Origin of the sequence: Kitasatospora sp. SolWspMP-SS2h (assembly GCF_003259315.1) — a bacterium.
GTDB classification, from domain to species: Bacteria; Actinomycetota; Actinomycetes; order Streptomycetales; family Streptomycetaceae; genus Kitasatospora; species Kitasatospora fiedleri.
The window spans coordinates 44,405-58,672 of record NZ_QLLT01000026.1 but is presented as its reverse complement, the minus strand read 5'-3'; the positions used below and the strand labels follow the sequence as shown (position 1 = coordinate 58,672).

General features: G+C 71.8%; 11 protein-coding genes and 1 riboswitch. Of the genes, 9 read left to right on the top strand and 2 right to left on the bottom strand.

Going from position 1 to position 14,268, the window contains the following annotated elements; genetic code table 11:
- Nucleotides 1–23: 23 nt before the first annotated feature.
- From K353_RS27310 to K353_RS27295, 4 genes are all read left to right on the top strand, one after another.
- Entirely contained in the window at nt 24–1,346 is a 1,323-nt protein-coding gene (locus tag K353_RS27310; protein ID WP_111556186.1) for a glycoside hydrolase family 18 protein, read from the top strand.
- Nucleotides 1,347–1,768: 422 nt separating this feature from the next.
- Nucleotides 1,769–3,166 carry an N-acetylglucosamine/diacetylchitobiose ABC transporter substrate-binding protein gene (ngcE, locus tag K353_RS27305; RefSeq protein ID WP_111556185.1) on the top strand — a complete coding sequence of 466 codons (1,398 nt, stop codon included), beginning with the start codon at nt 1,769–1,771 and terminating at the stop codon, nt 3,164–3,166.
- Between the two features lie 127 nt (nt 3,167–3,293).
- Nucleotides 3,294–4,226 (top strand): carbohydrate ABC transporter permease, encoded by a 933-nt coding sequence (locus K353_RS27300; RefSeq protein WP_111556184.1) that lies wholly within the window; start codon nt 3,294–3,296, stop codon nt 4,224–4,226.
- Between the two features lie 10 nt (nt 4,227–4,236).
- Entirely contained in the window at nt 4,237–5,190 is a 954-nt protein-coding gene (locus tag K353_RS27295) for a carbohydrate ABC transporter permease (protein WP_111556183.1), read from the top strand.
- A 154-nt stretch (nt 5,191–5,344) separates the two neighbouring features.
- Here K353_RS27295 and pepN read toward each other — a convergent pair whose 3' ends face one another.
- A complete protein-coding gene (pepN, locus tag K353_RS27290; RefSeq protein ID WP_111556182.1) occupies nt 5,345–8,008 on the bottom strand; it encodes an aminopeptidase N in 2,664 nt (887 codons plus the stop codon).
- Nucleotides 8,009–8,257: 249 nt separating this feature from the next.
- On the opposite strand from pepN, the gene K353_RS27285 reads away from it, so the two are divergent.
- A complete protein-coding gene (locus tag K353_RS27285) occupies nt 8,258–8,827 on the top strand; it encodes a disulfide bond formation protein DsbA (protein WP_233533864.1) in 570 nt (189 codons plus the stop codon).
- A gap of 33 nt (nt 8,828–8,860) precedes the next feature.
- On the opposite strand, the gene K353_RS27280 is transcribed toward K353_RS27285, so the two are convergent.
- Complete coding sequence (locus K353_RS27280; RefSeq protein WP_111556180.1) at nt 8,861–10,270, bottom strand: amino acid permease; 1,410 nt, start codon at nt 10,268–10,270, stop codon at nt 8,861–8,863.
- Between the two features lie 276 nt (nt 10,271–10,546).
- On the opposite strand from K353_RS27280, the gene K353_RS27275 reads away from it, so the two are divergent.
- The 4 genes from K353_RS27275 to K353_RS27260 all read left to right on the top strand — a co-directional run bounded on the left by K353_RS27275 (nt 10,547) and on the right by K353_RS27260 (nt 13,741).
- Complete coding sequence (locus K353_RS27275; protein ID WP_111556179.1) at nt 10,547–11,143, top strand: biotin transporter BioY; 597 nt, start codon at nt 10,547–10,549, stop codon at nt 11,141–11,143.
- Between the two features lie 71 nt (nt 11,144–11,214).
- The gene (locus K353_RS27270; RefSeq protein WP_111556178.1) at nt 11,215–11,700 is read left to right on the top strand and encodes a ribose-5-phosphate isomerase; all 486 of its coding nucleotides are present in this window, start codon (nt 11,215–11,217) and stop codon (nt 11,698–11,700) included.
- 321 nt (nt 11,701–12,021) lie between these two features.
- On the top strand, nt 12,022–13,152 hold the full coding sequence (locus tag K353_RS27265; RefSeq protein ID WP_111556207.1) for a PP2C family protein-serine/threonine phosphatase: 1,131 nt from the start codon (nt 12,022–12,024) through the stop codon (nt 13,150–13,152).
- 394 nt (nt 13,153–13,546) lie between these two features.
- Nucleotides 13,547–13,741 carry a hypothetical protein gene (locus K353_RS27260; protein ID WP_111556177.1) on the top strand — a complete coding sequence of 65 codons (195 nt, stop codon included), beginning with the start codon at nt 13,547–13,549 and terminating at the stop codon, nt 13,739–13,741.
- Nucleotides 13,742–14,112: 371 nt separating this feature from the next.
- A riboswitch (cyclic di-AMP (ydaO/yuaA leader) is annotated at nt 14,113–14,264 on the top strand.
- Nucleotides 14,265–14,268 lie beyond the last annotated feature (4 nt).

The following is a 14,268-nucleotide window of genomic DNA, read 5'->3' as shown; positions in this document are numbered from 1 at the left end:
GCTGAATCGGAGAGATTCACGGAATGACCAGACGCACATCTGCGGTCCTCGCGGCCGTCCTGATCGCCTCTTTCGCCGCCACCCCGGCCCAGGCCCACGGGAACGACGACCACGGCGGGAACCACCGGCTGGAGGGCCAGCGGGTCGGCTACTTCACCCAGTGGGGCATCTACAGCGGCTTCACGGCCAAGAGCGTCCAGGCCAGCGGCCAGGCCGGCAAGCTGACCGTGATCAACTACGCCTTCGGCAACGTCTCCGCCGACGGCACCTGCTTCGAGGCCAACGGGGCCGGCCTGGGCGACGCCTGGGCCGACTACCAGCGCCCGGTGGGCGCCGAGGAGTCGGTGGACGGCGTGGCCGACACCGCGGAGCAGCCGCTCAAGGGCAACTTCAACCAGCTCCGCAAGCTCAAGGCGCAGAACCCGCAACTGCGCGCGGTGGTCTCGCTGGGCGGCTGGAGCTGGTCCAAGTACTTCTCGGACGCGGCGCTCACCGACGCCTCCCGGAAGAAGTTCGTCTCCTCCTGCATCGACCTGTACCTCAAGGGCGACCTGCCGCAGCTGGGCTCGGCCGAGGGCGGCGCGGGCGCGGGCGCCGGGGTGTTCGACGGCATCGACGTCGACTGGGAGTACCCGGGCGGCGGCGGTGACGCGGGCAACGTGGTGCGCCCGGAGGACAAGCGGAACTACACCCTGCTGATGCAGGAGTTCCGCCGCCAGCTGGACGCGCTGTCCGGCCGGAAGGGCCCGCACTACCTGCTCACCGCCGCGGTCCCGGCCGGCGAGTCGAAGATCGACCAGCTGGAGGTCGGGAAGGTCGCCAAGTCGGTGGACTGGCTGAACCTGATGACCTACGACCTGCACGGCCCGTGGGAGGCCCAGGGTCCGACCAACCACGACGCCAACCTGTACACCGACCGGGCCGACGCCTCCGGGCAGCAGCTCAGCGTCGACCGGGTGGTGCGGACCTACCTGGACCGCGGCCTGCCCGCGAAGAAGGCCGTGGTGGGCGTCCCGTTCTACGGCTACGGCTGGACGGGCGTGCCGGCCGGCCCGAAGAAGAACGGCCTGTACCAGTCCGCCACCGGCCTGTCCCGGGGCGGGAACCTGCCCTACAACCAGATCAAGGACCTGCCGGGCACGGTCTTCACCGACCGCGCGCACGGGGCGACCTGGAAGTACGACGGCACCGAGTTCTGGACGTACGACACCCCCGACCTGCTGACCCGCAAGGCGCGCTACGTCGAGGAGAACGACCTGGGCGGCGTGATGGCCTGGTCGCTGGACAACGACGACGCCCGGGGCAGTCTGGTCTCCGCCCTGGACAAGGGCCTCCGGGACGACTGATTCCGGGCCGGACCCCCGGCCGGTCTCCCGCTGACCCCCGCTGACCCCCGCTCACCCCGGGCGGGGCGGCCGACGCGCAGCTTCGCGCATCACAGTTAGAGCACTGTGATGCGCAGAGCTGCGCGTTTCTATGTTCTTTCGAGCATCAACGCGCTAGATTCCCCTTCATACCTGGCGCGGACACGTAATTCGCAGGGTTCCTGCACATTGCACATGCTGCATCGCGGACAACGGTTCAGTCGTCAGGTTTGTTATCCGACCTGCTGACTATTGCCGCTGGGTGAACAGTGGACTATACCTTTGCAGCATCATCACACCGCCTCTGACCGGCACCTTCGCCGCTGGGCACCTTTCGGGCCGCGGGAGTTGACGTGACGTCAGCTCCGGTCCACTTCTTCTGGAACTGAGGGGTTAGGGCACTCATGGGCTCTGCAACTGAGTACAACCGTCGCGACCTGTTCAAGCGCGCGGCCGCGATCACCGTCCTCGCCGCGGGCGGCACTTCGCTGCTCGCCGCCTGCGCCGGCGGTTCCGGCAGCGGTGACAGCAAGTCCAGCGCCGCTCCGACGCTCGGCGGCGACAGCAAGAACCCGTTCGGGGTCAAGGACAGCGACGCGCTGGACGTCGTGATCTTCAAGGGCGGCTACGGCGACGACTACGCCAAGGTGTTCGAGGACGCCTACAAGAAGGCGTACGCGGGCGCGACCGTCTCGCACCTGGGCACCCAGGAGATCAGCGGCAAGCTGCAGCCGCGCTTCAACGCCAACACCCCGCCGGACGTCTTCGACAACTCCGGTGCCCAGGCGATGAAGGCGGACGTCCTGGTCAGCGCCGGCCAGCTCACCGACCTGTCGGTGCTGCTGGAGGCCCCGTACCTGGACGACCCGACGAAGAAGATCAAGGACGTCCTGCTGCCCGGCACCGTCGAGCAGGGCACCATCGGCGGCAAGATGTACTCGCTGAACTACGTCTACACCGTGTTCGGCCTCTGGTACTCGGCCAAGCTCTTCAAGGACAAGGGCTGGACCCCGCCGAAGACCTGGGACGAGTTCATCACCCTCTGCGGCACCATCAAGGCCGCCGGCATCGCCCCCTTCGCGCACCAGGGCAAGTACCCCTACTACGCGAACTACGTGATCTTCAGCCTGATCGCCAAGCAGGGCGGCCAGGACCTGGTCAAGAAGATCAACGCCTGTGACACGGCGGCCTGGGACGACCCGGCGGTGCTGGCCGGCGTCAGCGCGTTCAACAAGATCATGGAGGGCGACTTCCTCCTCCCCGGCACCAACGGCATGACCCACACCGAGTCGCAGACCGCCTGGTGCCAGGGCAAGGCCGCCTTCATCCCGTCCGGCTCCTGGCTGGAGAACGAGATGCTGGCCTCCACCCCGGCCGACTTCGACATGGCCTTCCTGCCGATCCCGTCGCTGCCCGGCGACAAGCTGCCCGGCACCGCGCTCTGGGCCGGCGCCGGCGAGCCGTTCATGGTCCCGAGCAAGGCCAAGAACAAGGCCGGCGGCCTCGAGTTCCTGCGCATGATGCTGACCAAGGACGGCTCCTCGAAGTTCGTGGCCACCGCGAACTCGCTGACCGTGCTGAAGGACGGCGTCAACCCCGACGTCGCCCTCAAGCCGGGCACCAAGTCCTCCGCCGACGCGGTCAAGGCGGCCGGCGACGTCACCTTCAACTTCAGCTTCCAGGACCTGCAGACCGCGTTCGACACCGAGATCGAGAACGCCACCAACGAGCTGGTCAACAAGCGCATCACCCCGCAGGAGTGGGTGGCCCGCGGCAAGGCCGCGACCTCCAAGAAGATCTGACACCCCAGCAGGCCGACGGCTTGTCACCGCAAGGCCGGGGCCCGCTCGCGGGCCCCGGCCGTTCCACGCGCTACCGCAGTTCCAGGCCTGTCTGACCACAGGCTGTCGGCGGACAGGAGCAGCTCCCATGCGACACCGTAAAACACCCTTCATCTTCGGGTTCCTCGTGGTTCCCGTCGTGCTGTACATCGCCCTGGTCATCTGGCCCTACCTGCAGACCTTCGGCTACTCGCTGACCGACTGGTCCGGCGCCTCGCCCGACATGAACTTCATCGGGCTGGACAACTACACCGCGCTCTTCAAGGACAGCGCCTTCCTCGACGCGCTCCAGCACAACCTGCTGCTGCTGGTCGTGCTGCCGCTCGCCACCATCCTGCTGGCGCTGTTCTTCGCCTTCATGCTCAACGTCGGCGGCAAGAGCGGCACCGGCGGCGTGCAGGGCGTGCGCGGCTCGGCCTTCTACAAGGTCGTCTTCTTCTTCCCGCAGGTGCTGTCGGTCGCCATCCTGTCGGTGCTGTTCCAGGGCGTGTACCGGACGGACAAGGGCGGCCTGCTCAACGGCGTCCTGATCGCGCTCGGCATCGTCGACGAGGGCCACCCCTGGGACTTCGCGTCCAACCCGACCTTCGGCCTGTGGTGCGTCATGGGCGTGATCATCTGGTCCGGCGTCGGCTTCTACCTGGTGCTGTTCTCGGCCGCCATGCAGAGCATCCCGAAGGACATCTACGAGGCGGCCCTGCTGGACGGCGCCAAGCGCGGCACCACCTTCTTCAAGATCACGCTGCCGCTGCTCTGGGAGAGCATCCAGACCGCCTGGGTCTACCTCGCGATCGCCGCGATGGACGCCTTCGCCCTGGTCTCCACCATGACGCCCGGCGCGTACTACGGCGGTGGCCCGGACCACCACAGCGAGATCATGGCGACCTTGCTGATGCGCAACTTCATCACCTACGGCAAGGCCGGCTACGCCTGCGCCATGGGTGTGGTGATCTTCTTCATCACCCTGGTCCTGTCCGTCGTCTCGCTCCGGGTCACCCGGCGCGAGAAGATCGAGTTCTGAGGTTCCCGGCATGAGCACCAACACCGACGCGACCACCGCCGTCCCGGCCCAGCGCAGCGGCGGGACCGACAAGCCGCGCAAGCCCGGCAAGGACCAGCGCTTCGCCGACGGCGGAGGGATCCTCAACGTCTTCTCGCACGGCTTCCTGGCCCTGTGGGCCGTGCTGATCCTCGTCCCGCTGGTCTGGATCGTCCTCGGCTCGTTCAAGAACAACACCGAGATCGGCGACAGCGCCTGGAGCTGGCCCTCGCACTGGAGCTTCGACGCCTTCACCCGCGCCTGGGACAAGGGCATCGGCGACTTCTTCATCAGCACCGTGATCGTGCTGGCGGGCTCGCTCACCCTGACCATGCTGCTCGGCTCGATGGCCGCCTACGTGCTGGCCCGGTACGAGTTCCGCGGCAACCGGGTCATCTACTACTTCTTCGTCGCCGGCGCGATGTTCCCGGTGTACCTGGCGCTCGTCCCGCTGTTCTTCATGATGAAGAACCTCGGCTCGGTGATCCCGTGGCTCGGCCTGAACCAGTACGCCGGCCTGATCCTGGTGTACACGGCGTACTCGCTGCCGTTCACCGTGTTCTTCCTGCACTCGTTCTTCCGGTCGCTGCCCAGCGCCGTCCACGAGGCCGCGATGATCGACGGCTGCTCGCACACCCGGGCGTTCTTCCAGGTCATGGTGCCGATGGCGAAGTCCGGCCTGATCAGCGTGTTCATCTTCAACGTGCTCGGCCAGTGGAACCAGTACCTGCTGCCGCTGACCCTGATGCAGCAGCAGAGCAGCGTCGACCCGGACCGCTCGATGCTCGCCCAGGGCCTGATGAACCTGGCCCTGCAGTCCGGCTACGCCAGCGACTTCCCCGGCCTGTTCGCCGGCATGACGATCGCGATGCTGCCGGTGCTGGTGGTGTACCTGTCCTTCCAGCGCCAGGTCCAGGCCGGTCTGACCTCGGCCACCCTGAAGTAGCCGCACCCGCCGTACCACCGCACTCGCCCGTGGGGCGGCTCCCTCCCCGGCGGAGGGAGCCGCCCCGCTGCGCGCCACCGGCCCGTACGACCGGCCCGCGCCACCGGCCCGTACGACCGGCCCCGCGCTACCGGCCCGTACGACCGGCCCCGCGCTACCGGGCGTCGCACTCCTGGGCCCGCAGCGCCCGGGCCAGGTCGTCCCGGCACTCCAGCACCAGCCGGCGCAGCGCCGGGGCGGCGTCCGGGTGGGCGGACAGCCAGGCGTCGGTGGCCGCGAGGGTCCGCGGGGTGGTCTGGTGCCGGGGGAAGAAGCCGCCGACGATCCGCATCGCGATCTCGATCGAGCGCTCCGCCCAGACCGACTCCAGCGCGGCGAAGTACCGCTCGGCGTAGGGGGCCGTCAACTCCCGCTGCCCGGGCTGGTCGAAGCCCGCGATCCGGGCCTCGACCAGGGCGTTGGGCAGCTCGTCGGAGTCGACCACCGAGGACCAGGCCTCGGCCTTGGCCTCCGGGGTGGGCAGCGCGGCCAGGCACTGGGTCTGCCGGCGGCGGCCGCCGGCCGTGTTGTCGCGGGCCAGCTCGGCGGCCAGCTCCTCGGCGGAGGCCCGCCCGTGCGCGGCGAGCGCCAGCCAGAAGTTCCAGCGCAGTTCCTGGTCGACCGTCAGGCCGTCGATCCGGCCGGTCCCGTCGAGCAGGCCGCGCAGCAGCCGCAGGTGGTCGGCGCGCTCGGCGGTGTCGGCCAGGAACCGGGCCCAGGCCAGCTGGTGGTCGCTGCCGGGGGCGGCCCGCTCCAGCTCGCGCAGCGCGCACTCGGCCAGCGCGGTGCCGTACCCGGCGCGGTGGGCCGGGTCGGCGTACACCGCCAGCGCGACGCCGGCCTGCTGGTGCAGGGACTGCAGGACGCCGACGTCGGACTCCCGGCCGGCGAAGCGCAGCACCAGGTCGAGGTAGTCCCGGGTGGGCATCAGGCCGTCCCGGGTCAGGTTCCACACCGCGGACCAGGCCAGCGCCCGGGCCAGGCTGGGCGCGTCCGCGCCGGTCGGGTCGGCGGCGCCGGGGCCGTCGGCCGGGGCGTCGGCGAGGTCGCCGAGCCCGGTGCGCAGGGTCTCCAGCGAGCGCTCGTCGAAGCGGACCTTGCCGTACGTCAGGTCGTCGTCGTTGACCAGCACCAACGCGGGCACCGGACGCCCGGCGGCCGCGGCGACCACGGTCCGCTCCCCGGCCACGTCCAGCTCGTAGCGGTCGGTGCGGCGCAGCGCGCCGTCCTCGGCCCGGTCGTACAGGCCGACCGCGATCCGGTGCGGGCGCGGCGGCGTGCCGTCCTGGCGGATCGCCAGCTCGGTGATCCGGCCCTCGGCGTCGTGCGCCAGCTCGGGGGTCAGGGTGTTGACGCCGGAGGTCTGCAGCCAGGCGGCGGACCAGGCGCGCAGGTCGCGGCCGCTGGTCTCCTCCAGGGCGTCCAGCAGGTCGTCGAGCACGGTGTTGCCGAAGGCGTGCTTCCTGAAGTAGGTGCGGGCGCCCTCGAAGAAGGCGTCCCGGCCGACGTAGGCGACCAGCTGCTTGAGGACGGCGGCGCCCTTGGCGTAGGTGATGCCGTCGAAGTTGAGCTTGGCGTCCTCCAGGTCGCGGATGTCCGCGGTGATCGGGTGGGTGGTGGGGAACTGGTCCTGCCGGTACGCCCACGCCTTGCGGCGGTTGGCGAAGGTGATCCAGGCGGAGCGGTACTTCGTGCCGGCGCCGATCTGCGCGTAGGAGCCCATGAAGTCGGCGAACGACTCCTTCAGCCACAGGTCGTCCCACCACTTCATGGTGACCAGGTCGCCGAACCACATGTGCGCCATCTCGTGCAGGATCACGTTGGCCCGGGACTCGTACGCGGCCTCGGTGACCTTCGAGCGGAAGACGAACTCCTCGCGGAAGGTCACGCAGCCGGGGTTCTCCATCGCGCCGATGTTGTACTCGGGGACGAAGCACTGGTCGTACTTGCCGAACGGGTACGGGTAGTCGAACTCCCGGTGGAAGAAGTCCAGGCCCTGCTTGGTGACGGTGAGGATCTCGTCGGCGTCGAAGTACGGGGCCAGCGAGCGCCGGCAGGTGGCGGCCAGCGGGATCTCCAGCCGGCCGCCGTCCGGCAGTTCGCGGGTGTAGTGGTCGCGCACCACGTGGTACGGGCCGGCCACCACGGCGGTCAGGTAGGTGGAGATCGGCTGGGTCGGCGCGAACTCCCAGGTGCGGGCGGCGCCCTCGTCGACGACGCGCCCTCCTTGCCCGCCCCCGGGCAGGAGGGGCCCGGTCGCGCTGACGCGCTCGGCCACCGCGTTGGCGTACACGTCCCAGGCGGCGGGGGCGGTCACCGTGAAGGTGAACGGGGCCTTCAGGTCCGGCTGTTCGAAGTCGGCGAAGACCCGGCGGGCGTCGGCCGGCTCGTAGTGGGTGTACAGGTAGGTCTCGCCGTCCGCCGGGTCGACGAAGCGGTGCAGCCCCTCGCCGGTGCGGCTGTACGCGCACTCGGCGACCACGGTCAGCCGGTTGTGCGCGGCCAGCACCGGCAGCGCCACCCGGGTGCCGTCGAACACCTCGGCCGGGTCCAGCGGCAGGCCGTTCAGCTCGACCGAGACCACCTCGGGGGCCAGCAGGTCGGCGAAGCTGCTCGTGCCCGGCTCGGCGCAGTCGAACGAGATCCGGGTGGTGGAGCGGAAGGTGGGCCGACCGGGGTCGGCCGCCCCGCTGACGTCCAGGTGGACGCGGTAGCTCTCCACCCGGATGATCGCGGCCCGGTCTCGGGCCTCCTCGCGGCTCAGGTTCTTGCCGGGCACGTCGGTACTCCTCTGTACGGAACACGCGGTCGCGGAACGTTCATGGCGCTCCTTCGGGGGCATCCTTTCACGCCGTCCGACCTGTGCCATTGCACTGGCGCGGAATCATCGCGGGCACCGGGCGGTTGCATTCCGGGGGACACCCCGACCACTCCTGCCCGCCGACTCCGAAGGACGCCGTCCGTGACGACCGCAGCCTCCCGCAAGACCGCCGACTTCTGGTTCGACCCGATCTGCCCCTGGGCCTGGATGACCTCCCGCTGGATGCTGGAGGTCGAGAAGCTCCGCCCGGTGGACACCCGTTGGCACGTGATGAGCCTGTCCGTCCTCAACGAGAACCGGGACGACCTGCCCGAGCAGTACCGCACGCTGCTGGCCGCCGGCTGGGGCCCGGTCCGGGTCCTGATCGCCGCCGCCCAGGCGCACGGCGACAAGGTGCTCGGCCCGCTCTACACCGAGCTCGGCACCCGCCTCCACAACCAGGGCCTGCCCAACACCCGGGAGACCGTCGTCGCCGCGCTGCGCGCCGCCGGCCTGCCCGAGGAGCTGGCCGACGCCGCCGACACCGACGCGTACGACGACGCGCTGCGCGCCTCGCACGCCGAGGGCATCGGCCTGGTCGGCGAGGACGTCGGCACCCCGGTGATCGCCGTCGACGGCCCGGACGGCGACCGGGTCGCCTTCTTCGGCCCGGTCGTCACCCCCACCCCGCGCGGCGAGGCCGCCGCCCGGCTCTGGGACGGCACGGTCCTGGTCGCCGCCACCCCCGGCTTCTACGAGATCAAGCGCACCCGCACCGCGGGCCCGTCCTTCGAGTAGGCCCCGCCGAGCGGAGCCGGACCCCGCGCCCCGTCAGGGGCGCGGGGTCCGCGCCGTCCGGGCCCCCCGGCCGCGCAGCGCGCCCGCCGCCGCCAGCACCAGCGTCAGCCCGGCCGTGAAGTAGAGCTGCACGCGGTTGGCGGGGTCCAGCGTCATCAGCACCAGCACCGCCAGGATCGCGGCCAGCGCCAGGTACGTCAGGTACGGGAACGCCCACATCCGGACCGGGAGTTCGGCCGCCGACAGGTGGCGGCGCATCCGCAGCTGGGCGACGCAGATGAACGCCCAGACCACCAGGACCGCCGCGCCCACCATGTTCAGCAGCCAGGAGAAGACGGTCTCCGGCCACCAGTAGGACAGCAGCACCGCGAGGAAGCCGAACCCGCAGGAGGCCAGCACCGCCCGGCGCGGCACGCCGCCGGAGAGCCGGGACAGCGCGCGCGGGCCGTGGCCGCGGGCGATCAGCGAGTGCGCCATCCGGGACGAGCCGTAGATGTTGGCGTTCATCGCGGACAGCAGCGCGATCAGCACCACCGCGTTCATCAGCTGGGCCGCGCCGGGAATGCCCAGCGCGTCCAGCACCGCGACGTACGGGCCGGGCCGCACCACCGCCGGGTCGTCCCACGGCACCAGCGTGACGATCACCGCCATCGAGCCGACGTAGAACAGCGCGATCCGCCACATCGCGGTGCGCACCGCGATCGCCACGCTGCGCCGCGGGTCCTTCGACTCGGCGGCGGCGATGGTGACGGTCTCCAGGCCGCCGTACGCGAAGACCGAGGCGAGCAGGCCGGTGATCAGGCCGCTCGTCCCGTGCGGGAGGAAGCCGCCGTGGCCGGTGAGGTTGGCCGCCCCCGGGGCGGCGGCGCCGGGCAGCAGGCCGCAGACCGCCAGCACGCCGATCACCAGGAAGGCGGTGATGGCCAGCACCTTGACCGCGGCGAACCAGAACTCGAACTCGCCGAAGTTGCGGACCGCCGCCAGGTTGGTCAGGCAGAAGAAGGCCATGAAGACCGCCACCCAGGCCCAAGACGGCACGGCGGGCAGCCAGCCGGAGACGATGCCGGCCGCGCCGATCGCCTCCACCGCGACACCGACGCACAGCAGCACCCAGAACAGCCAGCCGACGGTGAACCCGGCCCAGCCGCCGATCTCCCGGTCCGCGTGCACCGAGAAGGAGCCGGAGGCCGGGCGGGCGGCGGACATCTCGCCGAGCATCCGCATCACCAGCATGACCAGCAGGCCGGAGGCGGCGAAGGCCAGCACCACGGCCGGACCGGCCGCGGCGATCCCGGCGCCCGAGCCGACGAACAGCCCGGCGCCGATCACCCCGCCGAGCGCGATCATCGACAGGTGGCGCTGCTCGAGCCCGTGGGCCAGGCCCGCGTCCTCGGCGGCCGGCTCCCGGGCGGGCACGGTCTCGGGGGTGGGGGTGCGGGACATGCGGAGGGTTCCAGACTGTTCGACTAACGGACGCTTTCGCGGGGGTCCGTCCACTATTCGGCATCCGGCGGGGGCCTCCCAGGCGGGACCGCCATCCGGACGGCCATCCGACGCACGGTGACCGCACCCGCACCCACGGTGCGGATGAGGGCTCGGTCACAGGCCGGACCCGACAAGCCGGGACGGTCGGCTTTTGTCACGGCCGACGCGGCGGCGGGCGCCGGACAGCGCGTAGGTTCACAGGTGATCACCCGCATCGGACCCCCGGGAGCAGCCATGGCCATCGCCGCGCCGACACCCTCCACCGCCGTCCTCGCCGACCTGCTGCCGCAGGCGTCCACCCGGCTCGGTGCGCGCGCCCGCGACCTGGCCCTGGTGGCCGGCGGCGCCGCGCTGACCGGCCTGGCCGCCCAGCTGTCGGTGCCCGTCCCCGGCTCGCCGGTGCCGGTGACCGGCCAGACCTTCGCCGCCCTGCTGGTCGGCACCGCGCTCGGCGCCCGCCGCGGCGCCGCCGCCCTCGGCCTCTACCTGCTGGCCGGCGCGGCCGGCCTGCCGTGGTTCGCCCAGGGCACCTCCGGCGCGGGCCTGGCCACCCTCGGCTACGTGATCGGCTTCGTGGTCGCCGCCGCCCTGACCGGCGCGCTGGCCCGCCGCGGCGCCGACCGCGCCCCGCTGCGCACCGCGGGCGCGATGGTGCTCGGCAGCCTGGCCATCTACGCCGTCGGCGTCCCCTACCTGGCCTTCGCCCTGGACGTCCCGCTGGCGAAGGCCGCCCGCCTCGGCCTGTACCCGTACCTGGTCGGCGACGCGCTCAAGGTGGTGCTCGCGATGGGCGCCCTCCCGCTCACCTGGAAACTGCTCGGCCGCCGCTGACGCCGCGTCACCACCGCCGGGCCCGCGCCCCTGTCGGGGAGCGGGCCCGACGGCATGTCACACTCGTGGTCATGCGCGTCTACCTGGGCTCCGACCACGCCGGATACGAACTGAAGAACCACCTCGTCGAGTGGCTGAAGGGGGCCGGGCACGAGCCGGTCGACTGCGGCCCGCACGTCTACGACGCCGAGGACGACTACCCGCCGTTCTGCCTCCGGGCGGCCGAGCGCACCGCCGCCGACCCCGAGGCGCTGGGCGTGGTGATCGGCGGCTCCGGCAACGGCGAGGCGATCGCCGCCAACAAGGTCAAGGGCGTCCGGGCCGCCCTCGCCTGGAGCGAGCAGACCGCGGCCCTCGGCCGCGAGCACAACAACGCCAACGTCATCTCGGTCGGCGGCCGGATGCACAGCCTGGACGAGGCCACCGCGTTCGTCGAGGTCTTCCTCAACACCCCGTACAGCGGTGAGGCGCGGCACACCCGCCGGATCGACATGCTGTCCGAGTACGAGACCACCGGCGAGCTCCCGCCGATCCCGGCCCACCACCCGCAGGGCTGAGCCGACGGGGGACGCCCGCCCGGGCGTCCCCCGACGCACCCCGTACCGCGGCGGGCGCAGCTCGGGCGCACCGCGCCCAACGCGCGGACGTCCGGCCCCGGTTCGGCCGCACCGCCGGTCCGCCCGCCGGGCCCCCGCCCCCGGACCCGTCCCGGGCGGCCGAAACCCGCCGGGCCCGCCGCCCCGCGCTGCACCCGGTGCCACCCGCCCCGTCGACGCGGGCACCGGCGGTGGATAAGGTCGGTCCCCATGGTCGGCAGCGCGCGTCCCAGTGCGACGGGCCGGGGCGGCGGACCGTCCCGCGAACCCGTGACGGCCCGGCTGCGCGCGGCGCTGTACCGGGCCCGGCGCAGGCTGCGCCGCACCGGGGTCGACTACTTCCGCGGCGACGGCGCCGACTGGTGGGCGTTCGCCGCGCTCGCCCTGGCCGTCCCGCTGCTGGTGCTGCTCAACATCCTCGTCCCGGACTGGGCCCCGCCCACCGCCCTGGTCCTGCCGGTGCTGGCCGGCGCGCTGCTGCTGCGCCCCGGCACCCTGGTGCTGCTGTACGCCGCCGCGGCCGCCGGGCTGATCACCGAGTCCCTGGTGCACACCGGCGAGCGGGTGGCCAGCCCGCAGCCCGAGGCGTACGCCCACGGCGTCACCCCGGGCGCCGCCCTGGTGGTCGGCGCGGTCGGCGTCGCCGGGCTGCTGGTCGCCCAGTTCCGCCGCCGGATCGGCGTGCCCTGGCGCGGCGGCTCCACCATGCTCTTCGACCTGCGCGAACGGATCCGGGTCCAGGGCCGCGTCCCGCAGCTGCCCGACGGCTGGCACACCGACACCGCGCTCCGCCCGGCCGGCGGCCAGTCCTTCTCCGGCGACTTCATGGTCGCCGCCCGCACCGGCCCGGTGCTCGAAGTCGTCCTCGCCGACGTCTCCGGCAAGGGCATGGACGCCGGCAGCCGCGCCCTGCTGCTCTCCGGCGCCTTCGGCGGGCTGCTCGGCTCGCTGCCCGCCCACGACTTCCTGCCCGCCGCCAACGGCTACCTGCTGCGCCAGGACTGGGAGGAGGGCTTCGCCACCGCCGTCCACCTGGTCCTCGACCTGGACACCGGCGAGTACGAACTCCTCTCCGCCGGGCACCTGCCCGGCATGCACCGGCTGGCCGGGGCCGGCCACTGGGAGGTCAAGGAGGCCGAGGGCCCGCTGCTCGGCGTCTACGACGGCGCCAAGTTCGAGGGCGTGCGCGGTACTTTGGGCCCCGGCGACGTGCTGATGCTCTGCACCGACGGCATGGTGGAGATCCCCGGCCGGGACTTGGGCGAGGGCATGGACCGGCTGATGGGCGAGGCCGACCGGCTGGTCGCCACCATCCCGGCGGCCGGGCGCCCCGGGGCCGCGGTCCGGCTGATCGACAGCGTGGCCAAGCACGTCAACGACGACCGGGCGGTGCTGCTGGTCTGGCGCCGCTGACCCCGCCGGGCGCGGACGCGGCGGACGCGGCGGGCACGGAGCGCCCACGGAGTGTCAAACCCCGACGTTGATCTTCGGCCAATTCCCCTGGCATACCCGACCGGTGGGCACCGACCCGGCCTGCCTGCCGGTTTGCCGCGGCGGCCGCCGCGAACCGCCTCCCGCCGACGCCCCGTCAGGACCCGTCCGCTATCGTCGCGGTCGGCGGAAATCAGTCCCACCACCCGGGTTGGGGCCACCGGTGACGGGGCAAGTCCTTTACGCAGTCCGCACGAGCGACCACACTGAGTCCGGATGGAGTGGTGGGGACACGGGGGGTAGGGGCCGGTTTCCGCCTGGAGCCGTCGCCGGTTCCGACCTGAACCCCCGCCATGAATCGAGGAAGTGAGTCCCGGTGGCCTTCTCCGTCTCCGCCCTTGTCCTGTTCGGCGTCATCGTCTTCATCTTCATCCGCAACAAGCAGCTGAAGGGCGGACACGCCATCGTCGCCGCGCTGTTCGGATTCATGCTGAGCCAGTCGACCATGGCCGGGCCGATCCAGCAGTTCCTCAACTCGATCTCCAAGGCCATCTCCGGCATCGCGGGCTGACCACCCCGCCCGGCTCCGGGGAGCACGTTCCGGCGGGCGGGAGCACCCCCGTTCCGGACCGCACCGCTGCCCGCGGGTGACCAGGCTCACCCGACCCGTCACGCCAGGTCAGCGCCCAGGTGCACACAGTGGCCGACGTCGCCCGCTGTGTGCGGTTCGTGGGCGCACCGTCATGATCCCGTACGCGCACCGCAGCCCGTCGTCGGCGGAGCGTGACCTGGCGTACCGTCAGCCCCCTCCCGATCACGGGAACGGGGCTCTTCGGCGCTTGCCAGCTCCGCGAGCCGTGGGTTTTGCTTCCTCCGCAGCCCGGACATCGGCCGGGCTGGCCACCGAGCGGAACGCCTAGTCCTGCCGCCGTTCGGTGCCGACCAGACACCACGCCACGGCAGGAGCGGGGGAACCACAGGTAGGACGCCGGGCCCGGAACGCACGGGACGGCTCGGGGTGAAGCCGCGGAGACGCGGCCGGGCAACTCTCGCCCGAACCCGACAGCTCACCTCGTAGGCGTCGGAGAGGAACAGCTT

Coding starts and splice junctions, on each gene's coding strand:
- K353_RS27310 (WP_111556186.1), top strand. CDS start 24: ATGACCAGACGCACATCTGCGGTCCTCGCGGCCGTCCTGATCGCCTCT.
- K353_RS27280 (WP_111556180.1), bottom strand. CDS start 10,270: ATGTCCCGCACCCCCACCCCCGAGACCGTGCCCGCCCGGGAGCCGGCC.
- K353_RS27295 (WP_111556183.1), top strand. CDS start 4,237: ATGAGCACCAACACCGACGCGACCACCGCCGTCCCGGCCCAGCGCAGC.
- ngcE (WP_111556185.1), top strand. CDS start 1,769: ATGGGCTCTGCAACTGAGTACAACCGTCGCGACCTGTTCAAGCGCGCG.
- K353_RS27275 (WP_111556179.1), top strand. CDS start 10,547: ATGGCCATCGCCGCGCCGACACCCTCCACCGCCGTCCTCGCCGACCTG.
- K353_RS27270 (WP_111556178.1), top strand. CDS start 11,215: ATGCGCGTCTACCTGGGCTCCGACCACGCCGGATACGAACTGAAGAAC.
- K353_RS27285 (WP_233533864.1), top strand. CDS start 8,258: ATGACCTCCCGCTGGATGCTGGAGGTCGAGAAGCTCCGCCCGGTGGAC.
- K353_RS27300 (WP_111556184.1), top strand. CDS start 3,294: ATGCGACACCGTAAAACACCCTTCATCTTCGGGTTCCTCGTGGTTCCC.